Source organism: Streptomyces sp. NPDC017448, from assembly GCF_044330565.1.
GTDB lineage: Bacteria > Actinomycetota > Actinomycetes > Streptomycetales > Streptomycetaceae > Streptomyces.
This window is the reverse complement of record NZ_JBIRLM010000016.1, coordinates 39,401-56,822: the sequence shown is the minus strand read 5'-3', so window position 1 is coordinate 56,822 and position 17,422 is coordinate 39,401. Positions and strand designations below refer to the sequence as shown.

Annotated in this window: 18 protein-coding genes; 8 read left to right on the top strand and 10 right to left on the bottom strand. The window is 74.6% G+C overall.

Going from position 1 to position 17,422, the window contains the following annotated elements:
- Positions 1–54: 54 nt before the first annotated feature.
- A complete protein-coding gene (locus tag ACH4K1_RS24080) occupies positions 55–828 on the bottom strand; it encodes an AraC family transcriptional regulator (protein ID WP_398091416.1) in 774 nt (257 codons plus the stop codon).
- Positions 829–1,211: 383 nt separating this feature from the next.
- Between ACH4K1_RS24080 and ACH4K1_RS24075 the strand changes: the two genes are divergently transcribed.
- Positions 1,212–1,628, top strand: a complete 417-nt coding sequence (locus tag ACH4K1_RS24075) for an ATP-binding protein (RefSeq protein ID WP_228992124.1) — start codon at positions 1,212–1,214, stop codon at positions 1,626–1,628.
- A gap of 426 nt (positions 1,629–2,054) precedes the next feature.
- Here the strand turns inward: ACH4K1_RS24075 and ACH4K1_RS24070 are convergent, their stop codons facing one another.
- From ACH4K1_RS24070 to ACH4K1_RS24055, 4 genes are all read right to left on the bottom strand, one after another.
- Positions 2,055–2,387, bottom strand: coding sequence for a YkvA family protein (locus ACH4K1_RS24070; RefSeq protein ID WP_398091415.1), 333 nt, complete (start codon positions 2,385–2,387; stop codon positions 2,055–2,057).
- Positions 2,388–2,505: 118 nt separating this feature from the next.
- A complete protein-coding gene (locus ACH4K1_RS24065; RefSeq protein ID WP_228992122.1) occupies positions 2,506–2,772 on the bottom strand; it encodes a WhiB family transcriptional regulator in 267 nt (88 codons plus the stop codon).
- 386 nt (positions 2,773–3,158) lie between these two features.
- Positions 3,159–4,283, bottom strand: coding sequence for a PP2C family protein-serine/threonine phosphatase (locus ACH4K1_RS24060; RefSeq protein ID WP_398091413.1), 1,125 nt, complete (start codon positions 4,281–4,283; stop codon positions 3,159–3,161).
- Positions 4,284–4,396: 113 nt separating this feature from the next.
- Positions 4,397–5,230, bottom strand: a complete 834-nt coding sequence (locus tag ACH4K1_RS24055; protein WP_398091412.1) for a Scr1 family TA system antitoxin-like transcriptional regulator — start codon at positions 5,228–5,230, stop codon at positions 4,397–4,399.
- Between the two features lie 222 nt (positions 5,231–5,452).
- On the opposite strand from ACH4K1_RS24055, the gene ACH4K1_RS24050 reads away from it, so the two are divergent.
- The gene (locus tag ACH4K1_RS24050; RefSeq protein WP_398091411.1) at positions 5,453–5,818 is read left to right on the top strand and encodes an ATP-binding protein; all 366 of its coding nucleotides are present in this window, start codon (positions 5,453–5,455) and stop codon (positions 5,816–5,818) included.
- 123 nt (positions 5,819–5,941) lie between these two features.
- Here the strand turns inward: ACH4K1_RS24050 and ACH4K1_RS24045 are convergent, their stop codons facing one another.
- The gene (locus ACH4K1_RS24045) at positions 5,942–6,658 is read right to left on the bottom strand and encodes a ribonuclease H (protein WP_398091410.1); all 717 of its coding nucleotides are present in this window, start codon (positions 6,656–6,658) and stop codon (positions 5,942–5,944) included.
- A 185-nt stretch (positions 6,659–6,843) separates the two neighbouring features.
- Here ACH4K1_RS24045 and ACH4K1_RS24040 point away from each other — a divergent pair, with 185 nt between their 5' ends.
- Positions 6,844–8,742, top strand: coding sequence for an ABC transporter ATP-binding protein (locus tag ACH4K1_RS24040; protein ID WP_398091408.1), 1,899 nt, complete (start codon positions 6,844–6,846; stop codon positions 8,740–8,742).
- Positions 8,743–8,800: 58 nt separating this feature from the next.
- On the opposite strand, the gene ACH4K1_RS24035 is transcribed toward ACH4K1_RS24040, so the two are convergent.
- Complete coding sequence (locus tag ACH4K1_RS24035) at positions 8,801–9,070, bottom strand: hypothetical protein (protein WP_398091407.1); 270 nt, start codon at positions 9,068–9,070, stop codon at positions 8,801–8,803.
- A 153-nt stretch (positions 9,071–9,223) separates the two neighbouring features.
- Here ACH4K1_RS24035 and ACH4K1_RS24030 point away from each other — a divergent pair, with 153 nt between their 5' ends.
- The 3 genes from ACH4K1_RS24030 to ACH4K1_RS24020 all read left to right on the top strand — a co-directional run bounded on the left by ACH4K1_RS24030 (position 9,224) and on the right by ACH4K1_RS24020 (position 12,530).
- Positions 9,224–9,913: a class I SAM-dependent methyltransferase gene (locus tag ACH4K1_RS24030; protein ID WP_398091406.1), complete on the top strand. Its 690-nt coding sequence runs from the start codon at positions 9,224–9,226 to the stop codon at positions 9,911–9,913.
- Between the two features lie 466 nt (positions 9,914–10,379).
- Positions 10,380–10,976 (top strand): carbonic anhydrase, encoded by a 597-nt coding sequence (locus ACH4K1_RS24025; protein WP_398091404.1) that lies wholly within the window; start codon positions 10,380–10,382, stop codon positions 10,974–10,976.
- Positions 10,977–11,048: 72 nt separating this feature from the next.
- The gene (locus ACH4K1_RS24020) at positions 11,049–12,530 is read left to right on the top strand and encodes a SulP family inorganic anion transporter (protein WP_398091402.1); all 1,482 of its coding nucleotides are present in this window, start codon (positions 11,049–11,051) and stop codon (positions 12,528–12,530) included.
- 218 nt (positions 12,531–12,748) lie between these two features.
- Here ACH4K1_RS24020 and ACH4K1_RS24015 read toward each other — a convergent pair whose 3' ends face one another.
- Positions 12,749–13,186 (bottom strand): DUF2267 domain-containing protein, encoded by a 438-nt coding sequence (locus ACH4K1_RS24015; RefSeq protein ID WP_398091401.1) that lies wholly within the window; start codon positions 13,184–13,186, stop codon positions 12,749–12,751.
- Between the two features lie 179 nt (positions 13,187–13,365).
- Positions 13,366–13,797: an Hsp20/alpha crystallin family protein gene (locus tag ACH4K1_RS24010; RefSeq protein WP_228992111.1), complete on the bottom strand. Its 432-nt coding sequence runs from the start codon at positions 13,795–13,797 to the stop codon at positions 13,366–13,368.
- A 138-nt stretch (positions 13,798–13,935) separates the two neighbouring features.
- On the opposite strand from ACH4K1_RS24010, the gene ACH4K1_RS24005 reads away from it, so the two are divergent.
- Positions 13,936–14,619: an HSP18 transcriptional regulator gene (locus tag ACH4K1_RS24005; RefSeq protein ID WP_398091400.1), complete on the top strand. Its 684-nt coding sequence runs from the start codon at positions 13,936–13,938 to the stop codon at positions 14,617–14,619.
- A 79-nt stretch (positions 14,620–14,698) separates the two neighbouring features.
- Here the strand turns inward: ACH4K1_RS24005 and ACH4K1_RS24000 are convergent, their stop codons facing one another.
- Complete coding sequence (locus tag ACH4K1_RS24000; protein WP_398091398.1) at positions 14,699–15,481, bottom strand: SAM-dependent methyltransferase; 783 nt, start codon at positions 15,479–15,481, stop codon at positions 14,699–14,701.
- Positions 15,482–15,832: 351 nt separating this feature from the next.
- Between ACH4K1_RS24000 and ACH4K1_RS23995 the strand changes: the two genes are divergently transcribed.
- Positions 15,833–17,305: an alpha/beta hydrolase family protein gene (locus ACH4K1_RS23995; RefSeq protein ID WP_398091396.1), complete on the top strand. Its 1,473-nt coding sequence runs from the start codon at positions 15,833–15,835 to the stop codon at positions 17,303–17,305.
- Positions 17,306–17,422: the final 117 nt, after the last annotated feature.

Sequence of the window (17,422 nt, the reverse complement as noted above, 5' to 3'; positions counted from 1 at the left end):
CCCTCCGGTGGGGGCGTCGGCGGCCGCACCCCGCTCCGGCCGCCGACGCCCGGCTCACTCCGGGCGGAAGCTCCCCGGGGTGAGCCCCGTCGTGCGCCGGAAGGCCGCGCCGAACGCACTGGCGGAGCGGTAGCCGACCTGTTCGGCCACGCTCTCCACCTCCCATCCGGCGGCCAGCAGGCCGATCGCGTGCTGGGCGCGGACCGCCGCCACCCACCGGCCGAAGCCGGCGCCCGTCTCGGCGGTGAACGCACGGGTGACGGTACGGGCGCTGACGCCGAGGGCCGCGGCCCACTCCGTGAGCGTCCGCTGATCGGCCGGGTCCTCGCGCACCGCGTCGGCGATCGGACGGAGCAGGGCCGAGGACGGGACGCGCACGAGCAGTTCGCGGGGCGACGGGGTGAGCACGTCGAGCACCAGCGCCTCGGTCGCGGCCCGCGAACCGGGGGCGAGAGCGGGCTCCCCGAGCCTCTCCAGCAGCAGACGCAGCAGCGGGGTGATCTCGACGGCGACCGGGGTGTCGGAGATCGACGCGGTGGTGCGGAAGCCGAAGAAGCTGGCCCGCAGCCGGGTGCCGGCGCTCGCCGAGCCGGTGTGCAGCGTGCCGGCGGGCATCCAGAGGCCGAGGGCGGGGGTGATCATCCAGACGCGTTCGCCCACCACCGCGGTGGAGGCGCCGCGCTCGTTCCAGAGGAGTTCGTGGAAGGGGTGGGAGTGCGCGTCCCAGTGCGTGTCGTGGGAGACGACCTCGCCGTAGTCCTTGATGACGAACGGGGTCTCCACCGCACCGGGCGCCAGCGCGGGAAGCGTCCGGGTCTCGCTGGTCACGGCAGGCGGACCCGGTTGGCAGGAGGGCCGCTCACGCGCGAGCGGGGGCCGCTCGCGTACGTACGGGGGCCGGGCGGGGCGGACGGGGGGCGCATCGGTCCAGCCTAGGACCTGCCGTCGAGCCGCCGTCGCCCGGCAGGGCGGTTCGGCGACAGGCCCCGGAGGCGGGGGGTGCGCACTTCGGACAAGCCCCGCACCCCGGAGCGGGTGAAAGGAGCGCGCGGCCGACCGTTCCGGCCCGGCGGGTCCGGCCCGGCCGGCTCGGCGGGAGGAGCTGAGCCGTTCGGGGGGAGGTGTGGGCTCACCGCGGACCTCTTCCATGAACAGCCGGTTCCGGGGTACCCGAACGTCAGCCAGAAAGCTCACGCGACGGGGTGAACGCTATGAACGACCGCATGCTCATGACCTTGTCACCGGACGGCGAGACCCGTACCGATTTCGTCTGCCGACCGGAGATGGCCGCCGACGCACGGGACGCGGTCAGCGCGTTCGTCGCACGCCTGCACCCGGCGCCGACCACGCACATGGTGCAGAGCCTCCTGCTCCTCGTCTCGGAGCTGGTCACCAACGCCGTCCGTCACGCGGGCGCCGTCACCGCCCTGTGGCTGACCGCCGACCGCAGGGGCGTCCACGTCCGGGTCACCGACCCGAGTCCGGCGCACCCGCGGAACCGCACGCCCGATCTGACCGGGCGCACCGGCGGGTTCGGCTGGCCGATGGTCCAGCGGCTGGCGCAGGAGGTGCGGATCCGCGAAGCGGTCGGCGGAGGGAAGGTCATCCTCGCGACCGTGGCCCACTGAGGCCGCGCCGCCCGGAGGCCCCGCGCCCCCGGCTCTCCGCCCTGCCGTCCGCCGTCCCGGGGGCAGGGTACGGAGATCCGGGGGCGCTTCGGTCGTGTCGGACACCGGCCGCCGTGCCGGCGGGGGCGCGGTGAAGGGGAGAACCGGGCGGATGCGGCGGCCCGCGTGGGGAGACCCCCGGCGCATGGCTGCTGCCGGGGGCCTCCCCACGCGGGTGCCCGTCCGATCTCGCCCGTCGGCGGCGCGGAGAGGGAAAGTCGGCGACGGCCGCCCCGGAGGAACGGGGGGATCCCCCGTGACCGGAAGGCGGTATCCGGTTCCAGCGGCTGGGAGACGGAACCCCGCCCCGCGGCCGGAGGCCGGAGGACGGACCCGGCCCCAGCGGCCGGAGGACGGACCGGCCGGGCCGCAGCCGGTACGGGCGCTTCAGCGCACCGCGTCCGGGTGGCTTTCCGCCGGGGTCTTCGCCCGATCGCCCACGCCTCCACGCAATCCCGCAGCCGAGGCGGCCGCGTGCAGGGAGCGCAGGGCGAGGAGCAGAAAGCCGATGTCGTCGAGGTAGACCGGGTCGGGCAGGAGGTCGATCGGTGAGACGGTGTAGAGGACGGCCGCCCAGACCAGCGCCTTGCTGCGCAGCGGGATTCCGGCGTCGACCAGCAGCTTCCTGGCTCTGAAGACCCGCACAAGGAGCACGACGGCCACGGCCAGCATGAGCAGCGCGGCCACGGCGGCGAGAACGAGCCAAACGGTGGAGTCCATGGCTCATCGTCTACCCACTGGTTCCCGGATGAAGAACCCGGGGCGGTGATGTCGCCGCTCCGGGCCCCGCCCCGGGGAGCCCCACCCGCCGGGCGGGGGGACGTCGTCCGGCGGGGGGTCAGGCCGCGCCGCCTCCCTGAGCCTCCGCCCGGCGGCGGTTGCGGCGCTTCAGGGCGCGCCGTTCGTTCTCGGACAGACCGCCCCAGACACCGGAGTCCTGCCCGTTCTCCAGGGCCCATTCCAGGCAGGCGGCCTGAACGGGGCAGGTCCGGCAGACGGCCTTGGCCTCCTCGGTCTGGACGAGGGCCGGGCCCGTGCTCCCGATGGGGAAGAACAGGTCCGGGTCCTCCTCTCGGCAGGCGGCGTGCAGGCGCCAGTTCTCCATGCTGCTCAACTCCGCTCACTCCCGATGTCGATATGGCGTAAGTCAGTCGCCGTATGCGTCTTCCGTGCGGGTGACCGACGAACGGCCCCTCAAACACGAAGCGGCGTACGGGTCGTACGGGGGCGGAGATTCTTTGCGCCTCCATGACCCCGGCCGAGCGGCCGGGCGACCGGGCGGCGGAGGGGCGGGCAGTGCGGCGGGAGCGGTCGGGGGCGGGCCCGGGGGGAGCCGGCAGGGGCGCCTGACGGCGGTCGCGGCGTCCATCCGGCCGCCTCCCTACCGGACTCGGCCACCCCCGGAGGGAAGGGGCACGCTGGTCGCCCCTGCCCTGTGCCGCCCCGCCCGGCCCCGGACGGGATCCCCGGTGGGCAAGGCCGGGTCCTCCGTCATCCGTACGCCGTCGCCCCGGAGGACCGGTCGTTCCGTGCCGGGCGGTGCAGGGCGAGGAGCGCCTGGTCGTCCTGGATCCGGCCGCCGGTGTGGCGCCCGACGTCCTCGATCAGCAGTTGGAGGAGCTGCGCCGGGGTGGCCGGGGCGCCGGCCGGGGTCCGGTGGCGGACGAGCCGCGGCAGCCGGGCGGCCGCGTCGTAGAAGACCCCGGACTCGTCGCGGGCCTCGGTGACCCCGTCCGTGTAGCAGACGAGGGTGGCCCCGGGCGGGAAGGGGAACGTGTCCACCGGCGACGACCAGGCCCCCAGAGCGCTCATGCCGAGCGGGGGCGACTCCTCGGACGGTTCGAGGAGGGCCGCCCGCCCCTCGGCGTCCAGCAGTACCGGGGGCGGGTGCCCCCGGTTGACCACCCGGACGGCGTCCAGGCCGTCGGCGAACTCGGCGATCAGCGCGGTGGTGAACCCCTCCTCCTGCTCCTGGCCGCCGCGCCGGGCGCCCTCGCGCAGCAGCGCCCGCTCCAGCGCGGCCACCAGTCCGGGCAGGTCCTCCGCCTCGTCCGCCGCGTACCGGAACGCCCCCAGGTCCGCGCAGACCGCGCTCACCGCGCCCAGGCCCTTGCCGCGTACGTCCCCGACCATCACGCGGACCCCGTGCGGAGTGTCCTGGACGACGTAGAGGTCGCCGCCGATCACGGCCTCGTCCTCGGCGGGCACGTAACGGGCGGCGATCCGCAGCTCGCCGATGCGCGAGGGGGGCCGGGGCAGGACCGCGCTCTGGGCCACGGCGGCGATCTCCCGGGCTCGCCGGGTCCGGGCGTCCCGCCCCTCCAGGGCGCGGTTGATCAGGACGGCCAGCACGGTTACGGCCAGAAGGGTGAGCTGGTTGGCGACGCCCCGCTGCCAGCCGAAGGTGCCGTCGAACCAGGCGAGGCCCGCGTGGACGGCCATGGCGAGGGCGCCGATCGCGATGATGCCGGGCGGAGCGAGCAGGGACGCGGCGGCGACGGGGGCGGCCATCAGGAGGGGTGCGGAGGTGACCCCCGCCGGCGTCACCAGATCCAGGACGACGCCCAGCACGACGATCCCCGCCGGGATCCACTTGACTCTGCGCGGCTGCACCACTCCCCCACGCTGGACGGAGCCGGGGCGGTCCGCATCCCGAGGGCCGGGACGACCGCCGTCCGGGCGACGGGGGCGGGCCGCGTCCCGGCAGGGAGGGCGGGCCCCGTCCCGGCTCACCCCGGCAGCGGGGTGCCGGGGCCGGGGGCGGCGGCGCACGCGGCGTCCAGCCGGATGCGGTGGGCCGTGACGGCGTCGGGGTCGTCGACGAGGTCGACCCGCACGCCCGGGGTCTCCAACACCGCCCGGTCGCCGATCTCGGGCACGGGCACCCGCAGGATGTGCAGGGCCGGTACTCCGGTCAGGGGGTGCGGCGGATGGTCCAGCGGCACCACCTGGACGGTGATGTGCTGTTCCTTCATCGCCTCGGCCAGGGCGGCCCGCTGCCCTTCCATGGTCCCCCGGTCGCCGACCCGGGTGTGGAGGGCCGCTGCGGGGAACAGGGCCCACAGAGCGGCCCCCCGCTCGCCCAGGCGGCGGCGGCGCTCCTCCAGCAGTTCGACGCGGCGTTCCCGGCGGGCGGGGCCGTCGTCCGGGTACTGGGCGCGGTAGAGGGCGGCGGCGTAGGCGGGGGTGCGCAGCAGTTCGGGAACGAGGGCCGGGTGCCAGGTGCGGACGAGGCCGGCCGAGGACTCCACGCCGATGATCTCCTGCTGCCAGCCCTCCATCTCGTCCCGCCACCGGTGCCACCAGCCGGGCAGGTTGGCGGCGGAGAGGCCGGCCATGATGGGCCCGGCCACGGCGGCCGGCACGCCGTAGCAGCGCAGCAGTTCGCTGACCTGCCGGGCGTCGAGTCCGGTCTCGGCGCGTTCGATGCGCCGGACGGTGGCGGGGTGGGCGTCCAGCGCCTCCGCGGCGGCTCGCAGGCTGACCCCGGCGCGCTCGCGCAGCCGCCGGAGGCGGACGGCGAGGACGCGGTGTTCCACCGTGGGGCCGGACCGCGCTCGCATGCGGAAACCTTCTTCGTCGGGCCCCGGTACGGGGCGTTGCACACTCTGCCGCTTGCAAAGTACGCGTTTTGCGCCGAGAGTGCATACATGTCGGAAATAGGCAGTTGCGCGGAACGTGCTTCCGATGACGGAAGCGTCCGAGACGCCCAGGGGGCGCACAGCTGGTCGGTACCCCGTCTCCCCGGGGGCGTCCCCGAGGCCCGCCACCGGGTTCAGGAAGCCATGCGGGACTGGGGCGAACCAGCTGACCGGATCGATGCGGCGGCTCTGATCATGACCGAACTGGTCGCCAACGCCGTGCAGCACACCAGCACCCGGCACGTCCGCTGCCGCCTCCTGCGCTCTGCCGAGGGCGTGCGCATCTGCGTGTGGAACCGGGGCCGGGCCCGGATTCCGGCGCCGGCGTCACCGGCCGACTCCGCCGGCCTGCCGGTCGGGAAGGCCCCGGCCGCAGCCGACCTCGAAGCCGAGGACGCGCTCGACCGCCTCACCGAGGACGGCCGGGGTCTCCTGCTCGTCGACGCGCTGGCGGCCCGCTGGGGCACCCGTGCCGCCCTGGCGGGCCGGCTCGTCTGGGCCGATCTCTGAGCTCCTCACCGCGTCCAGACCCCAGCCCCCGCGGGCCTCCCGGGCCTTCCCGGCCCCGCCGCCTTCCGAGCGGCCCCGGCCTCCCCCGGGCACAGCCGTAGCCCGCCCCCGGGAGCCGCGTGATCAGGCGGTAGCGGTACGGCACTCCGGGTGGCCCCAGCCGTTCGGGTTCTTGGCGATCGGCTCCTTGGCCGCGTACGGCCGACCGCAGTGGCACCGCCCGGCGAAGCGGGCCTTGATCGTGCCGGCGGACCGCCCGCCCCGGGACGCGCCCCCGGCGCTCCTCCCCTTCGCGCCGGCGCCGGACGCCCCGGAATCCCCCGCGCGCCCCTTGGTGGCCCGTGCGGGGGCGGGCACCGGCAGGACCGTCGCGCCGTGCGCCGTACCGGCCGGAAGCTGGGTGAGGGCCACCTCGTCGGCCGCCTGGTCCGCGATCGCGTTGAGCGGATCGCCGTCCACCCGGTGGGCGGGCACGTAGCGGAACGTCACCGAGCGGTCGACGAGCAGGGCGTCGATCCGGGTGACCAGCTCACGGTTGGCGACGGGCTTGCCGCCGGAGGTCTTCCAGCCGTTGCGCTTCCAGCCCGGCAGCCACTTGGTCACCGCGTTCATGGCGTACTGCGAGTCCATCCGCACCTCGACGCGCGCCGCCGGTTCGACGGACTCCAGCAGCTCGGCCAGAGCGGTGAGTTCGGCGACGTTGTTCGTCGCGACGCCGAGCGGGCCCGCTTCCCAGCGCACCGGGCTCCCCTGCGCGTCGGCCACGACCCACGCCCAGGCGGCCGGACCCGGATTGCCCTTCGACGCTCCGTCACACGCGGCGATGATGCTCTCGTTCATCCCTCGATCATGCCAGCCCCGTGCGACCGCTCCGACCGGCCGGGAGCGCCCGCCGACCCGCCCGGCACGGCCTTGACCTCAACCAAACTTTTGGTTCTAACGTTCCGAGTGAACCCGGGGCCCGTCGGCCCGCGGGATCCGCAGGCCCTCGGGGAACCGGGGGCCGCCACCCTTCGGAGCGTCCCATGGACATGGAAGTCACGGCGTGGCATTCGCTGTACAGCGCGATGAACGCCCAGCAGGACCGCCGGCCGTTCTCGCGGGAGGCGTTGCGGCGCATCCTGCGCTTCGCCCGGCCCCACCGGCGACGGATCTACCGCTTCCTCCTGCTGAGCGTGGTGACCGCGCTCCTCGCGGTGGCCACCCCGGTGCTGGCCGGGAAGGTCGTCGACGCGATCGTGAAGGGCGAGGCCACCGGCACGGTCACCCGGCTCGCCCTCCTCATCGCGCTCATCGCCGTCGTGGAGGCCGGGCTCGGCCTGCTCGTCCGCCGGCTGTCGGCGACGCTGGGCGAGGGGCTGATCCTGGACCTGCGGACCGCCGTCTTCGACCATGTGCAGAAGATGCCGATCGCCTTCTTCACCCGGACCCGGACGGGAGCCCTGGTGAGCCGGCTCAACAACGACGTGATCGGCGCGCAGCGGGCCTTCAGCAACACGCTCTCCGGCGTCGTCTCCAACCTCGTCACGCTGCTGCTGACCCTCGCGGTGATGATCACCATCTCCTGGCAGATCACCCTCCTCGCCCTGGTGCTGCTCCCGGTGTTCGTCGTGCCGGCCCGCCGTATGGGAGCCCGGATGGCGGGGCTCCAGCGGGAGGCGGCCGACCACAACGCGGCGATGGGCACCCAGATGACCGAGCGGTTCTCCGCGCCCGGCGCGACGCTCGTCAAGCTGTTCGGGCGGCCGGCCGACGAGTCGGCCGAGTTCGCCGCCCGCGCCGACCGGGTGCGCGACATCGGCGTCCGTACCGCCGTGGCCCAGTCGGCGTTCACCACCGCCCTCACCCTGGTCTCCGCCCTGGCGCTGGCCCTGGTCTACGGACTCGGCGGCTTCTACGCCCTGCGCGGCAGCCTGGAGCCGGGGGCCGTGGTGGCGCTGGCGCTGCTGCTGACCCGGCTGTACGCCCCGCTCACCGCCCTGGCCGGGGCGCGGGTCGAGGTGATGAGCGCGCTCGTCAGCTTCGAGCGGGTCTTCGAGATCCTGGACCTGAAGCCGCTGATCGAGCAGAAGCCGGACGCCCGCCCGGTGCCCGAGGGCCCGGTCTCCGTCGAGTTCGAGGAGGTGTCCTTCGGCTACCCCTCCGCCGACAAGGTCTCCCTCGCCTCGCTGGAGGAGGTCGCCACGCTCGACGACCGGGGCGGCGTCCCGGTGCTGCACCAGGTCTCCTTCCGCGCCGAACCGGGCCAGACGGTCGCGCTGGTCGGATCGTCCGGCGCGGGCAAGTCGACGATCGCGCAGTTGCTGCCCCGGCTGTACGACGCGGACGCGGGAACCGTACGGCTGAACGGGGTCGACGTGCGCGATCTGAGCGCCGCCTCGATCAGGGACACCCTCGGCATGGTCACCCAGGACGGGCACCTCTTCCATGAATCGGTACGCGCCAACCTGCTGATCGCCCGGCCCGACGCCTCCGAGGACGACATCTGGGACGCGCTGCGCCGCTCCCGGCTCGACGGCCTGATCGCCTCCCTGCCCGACGGGCTCGACACGGTGGTCGGCGAGCGCGGCTACCGGCTCTCCGGCGGGGAGCGCCAGCGGCTCACCATCGCGCGGCTGCTGCTGGCCCGTCAGCGGGTCGTGATCCTGGACGAGGCGACGGCGCATCTGGACACCACGTCGGAGGCGGCCGTGCAGGAGGCGCTGGCCGAGGCGCTGGCGGGCCGGACCGCACTGGTGATCGCCCACCGGCTCTCGACCGTCCGGGCGGCCGACCGGATCCTCGTCGTGGAGGCGGGCCGGATCGTCGAGGACGGCACCCACACCGAGCTCCTGGCAGCCGGGGGGAGGTACGCGGAGCTGTACCGCACCCAGTTCGCGCGGCCCTCGTCGGACGGGGAGCGGCCGGTCCAGCCGGTCTGCTGACCGGCGCACGCACCTGAGCCGGCGCCGTGCGGCCGGGGCCCGGCCGCACGGCGCCGGCTCAGCGCCCGGCGGCGCGGACGAGAGGACCCCGTTCGGCGGTGCGCAGCCGCCGCAGTGCGTGACCGCCGCACCTGCGCCACTCCTTCGGAGAGACCCGGGGCCGGTGGCCGCCGTTGGTCAGGAGCGCGTTCACCGGGGTCATCGGATCCGCCGCCAGGGTCTTGGCCAGCAGGACGCCGACCACGAGCGGGAGCAGCGCGACGGCCAGGGCGGTCCCGGCGGTGGTGACGTGCTGGACGGTGGGGCGGCGCGGCGCTTCGGAGGTCATACGGGCATCGAACCGCGGCCGGGGCGGCCGGAACATCGGGGAACGTACTCAGGGGCGCGGGCCGGGCATACTCAGGCGGGCGTACGGGGACGCTCACAGCGGCCGGGCGCGCGGACGCCGGCCGGGCCGCCGGAGCACGGAGGGATCGCCACGATGGGTGACAGCCAGGTGAGCGGTGACAGCGGGAAGTCCCGGGAGGGGCAGGGGCCGTCGGGCGGAGGGCGCGTCCCGGCGGCCGCAGCGGTGTTCGACGTACTGGGCGCGGAGTACGAGCGGGCCTTCGCCGGATCGGCCGCCCACCGCGCGTCGCTGGAGCGGCTGCTGGCGGATCTCGCCCCGGCGAGCCGGGTGCTGGACGTGGGCAGCGGGACGGGGCGGCCCACGGCGCGGACCCTGGCGGAGGCGGGGCACCGGGTGCTGGGCGTCGACGTGTCGCCGGTGATGACCGCGCTGGCGGCCCGGCAGGTGCCCGAGGCCGAGTTCCGGTGTGCGGACATGCGTGATCTCCCTCTGGCCGAGGGGGAGTTCGACGCGGTCTGCGTGTACTTCTCGCTGCTCCAGATGGAGCGCCACGAGCAGAGGGAGTCGGTGGAACGGCTCGTCCGGTCGCTGCGGCCCGGCGGCCTGTTCGTGGTCGCGACGGTGCCGGTGGACGCCGAGGGCGTCGACGCGGTGTTCATGGGACAGCCGGTCCGCGTCTCCAGCTTCGGAGCGGAGGAGTTCTCCGCCCTCGTCGCGCGGGCGGGGGTCGCCCTGGAGTGGGAGCACAGCGCCCTGTTCACTCCGGACCACCCGGCGGGCGCGCCCGAGCCGCACCTCTTCCTGCACGGCCGTCGCGCCTGAAGTCCGTGCGGCCGTCGCGTCCGGGCTCGGCGCGGGCGCCGCGGCCGAGGCCCGTACGGTCGCCGCCCCGCCCTCCGTACGGTCGCCGCCCCGCCGCCCCGCCCTCCGCACGGTCGCCGCGCCCGGCCTTCCACCCGGTCCTCGCACCTGCCGTCGCAGCCTTCACTTCCGGCACGCGCCACCCATTGGCTATCACAAAGATCAAGCCGAATGAATGACTTGGGTGGCGCATTCGCGGTCATTTTCAAGAAGGTAATGCGATAGCAAAGTCCTGGTCTATATGCTCAGGTGCAGTCGTATCCGCGAGGAGCGGCCGGAGCGCTTCCCCTGACGGCTGCCGTGCGGCAAACCGCAGGTGAAACACCCCTCCTCTTCCGAACATTCATGCGGATACAAACAGCTCATTCGTCAATATGACCCGACCACACCGCTCCCCGGTACCACCGGATGCAGGAGGCAGGCCACCATGCAATCCCTCGTAGAACACGCCCGCACATTCACCGAGCACGTCGCCGCGAACGCAAAGGACTTCGAACGCCTCGCGGACGGCCAGACCCCCGAAGCACTCTTCGTCACGTGCTCGGACTCACGGGTCGTCCCCTCTCTGATCACCGGCGCCCGCCCGGGCCAGCTCTTCGAACTCCGCACCGCGGGGAACATCGTTCCGCCCTACCCGACCGAGGACCGGCCCACCGGCGAAGCCGCCACCATCGAGTACGCGCTGCGCATGCTCCAGGTGCGCGACATCATCGTCTGCGGCCACTCCCACTGCGGCGCGGTGGGTGCGATCCTCCGCGGGGACGACCTCTCCGCCATGCCCGCCGTCCGCCACTGGCTGGCGCACTCCTCGGAGGGTTGTACACCCCCCGCCGGCGCGGGCGACCTGCCCGGCGCGGTGCAGGCCCACGTCCTCGCCCAGCTCGACACCCTGCGCGGCTACCCCGCGGTGCGCGAGCGGATCGCGGACGGCTCCCTCGGCCTGCACGCCTGGTACTACGAAGTGCACACCGGTTCCGTCAGCGTCCACCGGCCGGAGCGCGGGACCGAGTTCGCCCGCCTTTGACGGTTTTCCCTCCCCCCACGCTCGCAGGCCCGGCCCAGGCCGGGCACGACCGTAACCGCAAGGGAAACCACCGTGATCTCCGCGAAGGAACTCAAGAACCCCCACGTCGTACGACGGGACCTGCTGGCCTCCCTCGTCGTCTTCCTCGTCGCCCTGCCGCTCTGCGTCGGCATCGCCGTCGCCTCCGGCGTCCCGGCCGAACTGGGCCTGGTCACCGGCATCGTCGGCGGGCTCGTCGTCGGCCTGCTGCCGGGCAGTAAACTCCAGGTCAGCGGCCCCGCCGCCGGACTCACCGTCCTCGTCTTCGAAGCGGTCCAGGAGTTCGGCCTCAGCACGCTCGGCCCGATCGTGCTCGCCGCCGGGCTCCTCCAGGTGGTGCTCGGCCTGGCGCGCTTCGGCCGCTGGTTCCGCGCCATCTCCGTCTCCGTGGTGCAGGGCATGCTCGCCGGCATCGGCCTGATCATCGTGCTCGGCCAGGTGTACGCCATGGCCGACATCGAACAGCCGGGCAGCGGCCTTGCCAAGCTGGCCGGGCTCCCCGGCCTCGCCGTCGACATCGTCACCAACCAGGAGGCCCTGACCGCCTTCGGCCTGGGCGCCGGCACGATCGCCGTACTGCTGGTGTGGCCGAAGCTCCCCGCCGCCGTCCGCACCGTCCCCGCTCCCCTCGCAGCGGTCGCCCTGGCCACCGCGGTCGCCTTTCTGGCCGGGCTGCGGCCCGCGGTGGCCGATGTGAACGGGCTGCTGCACGCCGTCGACCTCCCCGGCGGGGCGGAGTTCGCCCGGCTCGCCGACGTGGCGGTCATCGGCACCGTGCTGGCCTTCGCCCTGATCGCCTCGGCGGAGAGCCTGTTCAGCGCGGCGGCCGTCGACCGGATGCATGACGGGCCCCGCACCGACTACGACAAGGAGCTGGTGGCCCAGGGCGTCGGCAACACCCTCTGCGGGGCGCTCGGGGCACTGCCGATGACCGCGGTCATCGTGCGCAGCGCCACCAACGTCCAGGCCGGGGCGACCACCGCTCTCTCGCGGGTCGCCCACGGGCTGTGGCTGCTGCTGTTCGCCGCCCTGCTGCCCGCCGCCGTCGGGATCATCCCGCTGGCCTCGCTCGCCGGAATCCTCGTGCACGCCGGGTGCAAGCTGGTGCCCGCCAAGGAGTTCGGGCCGCTGTGGCGCGAACACCGCGGGGAGGCCGTGCTGCTGGCGGTCACCGCGATCGCCATCGTGGTGACCAACCTCTTCGAAGGGGTGGTGCTCGGCCTGCTGCTCGCGGTGGTCAAGTCGGCCTGGGAGACCTCGCACGTCCAGCTCACCACCCATGAGCTGACCGGCGGCCGGGTGGTGGTGACCCTCACCGGGAACGCCACCTTCCTGCGCTTGCCCCGCATCCTGGAGCAGGTGGAGAAGCTCCCGCAGGATCAGCCCATCGAGCTGGACCTGACCGAGGTGCGCCACCTCGACCACGCCTGCCGGATCGCCCTGGAGAACTGGGCGCGGCGGCACAACCACGCGGAGACCGAGCCGGTGACGATCCGCCGGCAACCCTCTCCCTAGCCTCCCCGCCGGGGGCCCTGTTCAGCTGCGCAGGCCCGGCCGGACCACGCAGGGGACGGCCGGGGGCCGAAGGGAGCCTGCGGGACGGAGCGGGCCGCACTCGAAGGGCGGGTGCGGCACCGTTCCGGGCCGCAGCCATGGACCCCGAGGCGGCGGACCCGCCCCCACCGCACGGCTTCGCGGCGGCCCGGCGTCCGGGCCGCCGCGAAGCCTTCGGATCAGGCCGCCTGGGCGAGGAGTTCCGCGCGGCCGAAGAGGAGCGCGTACCCGGGCGGGAGGCAGCTGACCACGTCGGCGACGAGGTCGTCGCCCACCAGCGCGGCGACCTGGCTGAGGACCACACCGGCGTCCCACCGGGCGGTCGCCGGGGTGCCCCCGGTCCGCTCGGCCAGTTCGCGGACGAACGCGGCCCCGGGAAGCTGCTTCACGGCCGGGACCTCCGCGGTGAACACGCGGGCGGCCTCCTCGGGAAGGGCCGCGGCGAGCGCGACCCGCTCGTCGCCGGTGACCTGTCGGCCGAGCGCGCCCAGCACGGCGCGCAGGCTCTCCTCGGCACGTTCCCGCGTGGGGTAGGCGCCCTCGTACCGGATCTTCTCCAACAGCAGGCCAAAGGTCGTGTCCAGCGGTGCGCCGGTGTGCCGGGACTCGTGGATCATCGTGGCGGCAGCCCTTCTCGTCCGTACTGCTCGTGTCGATGCGCTGCCCACCCCCGCGGCTCGTCGTCGAGTCGGCGCGGGGGCGGGCAGCGAGGTGAAGCAAGGTCAGGTGCTCACCGCATGCCCGCGGGGACGCGGGTCACACCTGGACAGCGGGGGAAGAATCAGGATGACCTGGATCAGCCCTTGAGCTGCTTGCGCCGGGACTCCCCGCCGATGGCGATCTTGCGGGGCTTGGCGCGCTCCGCGATCGGGATACGCAGGGTCAGCACACCCGCGTCGTAGTCGGCGTCGATCCGCTCGGTGTCGAGGGTGTCGGCGAGGACGATCTGGCGGGAAAAGGCCCCCAGCGGTCGCTCGGACAGCTCCATCTGGACGTTGTCGGCGTTGACCGCGGGCCGGCGCTCGGCCTTGACGGTCAGCATGTTCCGCTCGACATCGATGTCGATCGCCTCCGGCGACACACCGGGGAGATCGAAGGCCACCACGTACTCGTCGCCTTCCCGGTACGCGTCCATCGGCATCGCCGAAGGGCGCGACCAGGTGCCGGGGCGCAGGAGTTGGTCGGTGATCCGGTCGAGTTCACGGAAGGGGTCGGTACGCATCAGCATGACGGGAAACACCTCCGGTCGTTCGGGCGGACAGCCCGCGCTTTTCACCTGCCCCTGTTGTAGCATGTCATCCATCCGATGACAACCGCCCGCGTCACCACAAGGATGACAAAGACCGAGCACTCCGAGGAGACCCCCATGCCCGCACCGGCCCAGCACGAGCCGCCCCGGGGCCCCGCCCCGGACGCCGTCTCCTTCCTCGCCGCGTGGGCGGCGCTCAAGACCATCGACGAGGCGGTCCGCGAGGCGCGCGTCGGCACCGGGGAGGCGGCTTCCGACCCGCCCCCGGCCACGGAGCGCGCCCAGGCCCTGGCCTCCCTCCAGCTCCTGCGCGAAGTGCGGGAGCAGCTCGCGGGGTGGGAGACCGGCCTGATCGAGACGGCCCGGGCGGCGGGGGCGAGCTGGGCCGACCTCGCCGACCCGTTGGGCGTGGCCAGCCGCCAGGCTGCCGAACGGCGCTATCTGCGGCTCCGCCCCGGCCCCGAGGGAAGCACCGGGGAGCAGCGGGTGCAGGCCACCCGGGACCGCAGGGCGGGCGACCGGTCGGTCACCACGTGGGCCCGGCAGAACGCGGCGGACCTGCGGTCGCTGGCGGGCCGGATCACGGCGCTGGCCGACCTGCCCACCGCGGCGGACCCCTCACTGGAGCGGCTCCGCCAGGCGCTCGGCACCGACGACGCCGCGGCCCTGGTCTCCCCCCTCACCGCGATTCACCCTCATCTCGCTCCGGAGCACGGTGAGTTGGCCGAGCAGGTGGATTCCCTCACCCACCACGCCGGTCGGCTCCGCGAAGACACCTCCGCCCGGCGGCGGGGCGACTGACCGCACGAGGGCGGGCGGGGGCGCACGCGATGGACCCGACCGTCCTCGTGCGGTCAGTCGCGCCCCGCCCGCCGTACGGCTACGGCTTGCGGGCGACGAGGCCCCATTGGTCGACCGGTACCGCGTCGTCCTCCTCGGGACGCCAGCGGTCGATCGGGACGAACCCGGGTTCGACCGGCTCCAGCCCTTCGGCGCAGCCGGTGATCTCCTCCGGTTCCCGGACGAGGTAGGGCGGGTTGTCGCCCGCCGCGTACGCCTCCTGCGCCGCCAGCGTCTGCGGGGTCTTCACCGTGTCGCAGAGCACCAGGAAGCTGCCCGAGGGCATCCGGGCCAGGTACCGGCGTACGACGTCGATGCCGTCGGCCGGGTCGAGGTGCCCCAGGGTCGAGAGCAGGAGCACGGCGACGGGCTCGGACAGGTCGAGGGTCTTCGCCGCCTCGTCCACCACCGCGTCCACCTCGGAGAGGTCGGCCTCCACGTAGGCCGTGCGGCCCTCGGCCGCGCTGGTCAGCAACGCTTCCGCATGGGTGAGGACGATCGGGTCGTTGTCGACGTAGACGATCCGCGACTCCGGGGCGACGCTCTGCGCCACCTCGTGCGTGCTGTTCGCCACCGGGAGCCCGGTGCCGACGTCGAGGAACTGCCGCACCCCGGTCGAGGCGAGGTAGTGGATCGCCCTGATCTGGAAGGCGCGGGAGGCACGGGCGATGTCCGCCATCTGCGGGTAGGCGGCGCTCACCGCTTCGGCCAGCTCCCGGTCCACCGGGTAGTGGTCCTTGCCGCCCAGCCAGGCGTTCCAGACGCGCGCCGAGTGGGGGACGTCGGACCTGATCCTGCGGCGGAACTCGTCGTCGACGCTCATGGCTCTCCTCTGCCGGCTGTCCGTGCACGGCGGTCGGCCGGGGGCGCCGGCCGCCGGGTCCTGTCGGCGACCGTACCGTGCCGCCCGGCGGCACGCAGCGGGGCCGGGCCGAGGAGCCGTGCCCTCGGAAGACCCGGTCCACGGGCCCGTGGACCCGGCCGACGAGCAGCGCGAGCAGGAGGAAGACCCCGATGGTGCTGACGCCGCACCACGGCCGGCCGCCCCCGGTGTCCGGGCGCCGGGGATACCCGTACGGGATGACGGGCGGCCCCTCCGTATGCGCCTCAGGTCGCACACGGTCGCGACGTCAGCGCGATGTGCGGGGACCTCGCCGGATCCGACGATGGCGGCATGACCGAACCCACCGGGCTGCCCCTGTCCGCCGCCGAAGCCCTGACGGTGCTCGGCGCCCTCGTCCTCGTCGTCGCCCGCTGGCTTCCCGACCGGTGGCGCGGCCCGGTCGCGCTCGCCTCGGGGGCGCTGCTCGCGGGCTCGGTGGCCGTCCTCGTCACGGCGGGAGCGCGCTGGCAGTCGGCGCCGGTGGTGGGGGCGGCCGCCGTCGCGGCGGTGTTCGCGCTCGCCCCGTGGCGGTCACGGCGCTCCGGCCGGACGCCGTGGCGGGCCCGGTGGTGGGCGGCCCTGCCGGGGTCGGTGGCGCTCATGGCGCTCGTGGCCGCGGGGCCGGTGGCCGCGTGGGCGTTCCCGGTGCCGGACTTCCCCGAGCCGTCGGGGCGCTTCCCCGTGGGCACGCAGACGCTGGAATGGTCCGAGCGCGCGCCCGGGGCGGACCGGAAGGGGGAGCGTCCCGCCGGGGCGGGGCGGGGATCGGAGTCCCGCCCGCTCGTGGTGCAGCTCTGGTACCCGGCGGGGCGGACCGCGCAGGACGCCCGACGCGCGCCGTACCTCGGGCGGACCGAGGCGGAGGCGCGTACGGTCTCGGCGGCGCTGGCCGACTACTCGGGCGTCCCCGGCTTCCTGCTCGACGGGCTGCCGCGCGCCCGGAGCCACGCGGTGCCCGGCGCCCCCGTCGCGGACGGCGGAGGCCGCTTCCCCGTGGTGCTGTTCTCCCCCGGACTCGGGGGTGTGCGCGGGCAGAACACCGCCTGGGCCGAGGAACTCGCCTCCCACGGCTACGTGGTGGCCGCCCTCGACCACCCGTACGACTCCGCGGCCGTGGTCCTGTCGGACGGCCGGACCCTCCGGACCCGGGTCACCGCCACCGGCGACCCGGCGAAGGACGAGGCGCTGGCGGAGGGGTGGGCGCGCACACGGGCGGGGGATCTGCGGGCGGTGCTCACCCGGCTGGAGCGCGTGCAGAGCGGTGCGGTCGAGGGGCCGTTGAGCGGGCGGCTCGACACCGGCCGGGTCGCGGCGACCGGGCACTCGATCGGGGGTGCGGCAGCGCTCCTGGCGGCCCGCGGGGATGCCCGGTTCGACGCGGTCGTCGACCTGGACGGCTACCCGCGCGGGCCCGTCGGCGGCCGCTTCGCGCAGCCGGTGCTGGCGCTGACCCAGGAGATCGGCCCGGGCACCGATCCGGACTACCTCCCCCGGCTCACCCGGCTGCTGGAGCGCGGCGGGGCGACGAACTACCGGCTGACCGTTCCCGGGGCCGCGCACCTCACCTTCACCGACGCCCCGCTCTACCTGCCGCCGGTCCCGGGCGTGGTCGGCACCCCGGGGCGTACGGAGAGTACGCGGATCACCTCCGGGGCGACCCTGTCCTTCCTGGACGCCACCCTGCGCGGCGTCCCCGTCGACCTGCCCGCAGCGCTCTCGGCCCACGGGGAGGTGACGGTCCACCGGCCCGGCGCCGTCCGCTGAACCCCCCTCACCCGTGCGCGCCGCCCGGGAGGCCGGGGCCGGACGCCAGGGCCAGAATCGGAGGCGCTGAGCCCCGGTACGCCCCGTGCCCCACCACGGCGGTCGTCCTCGCGGGCG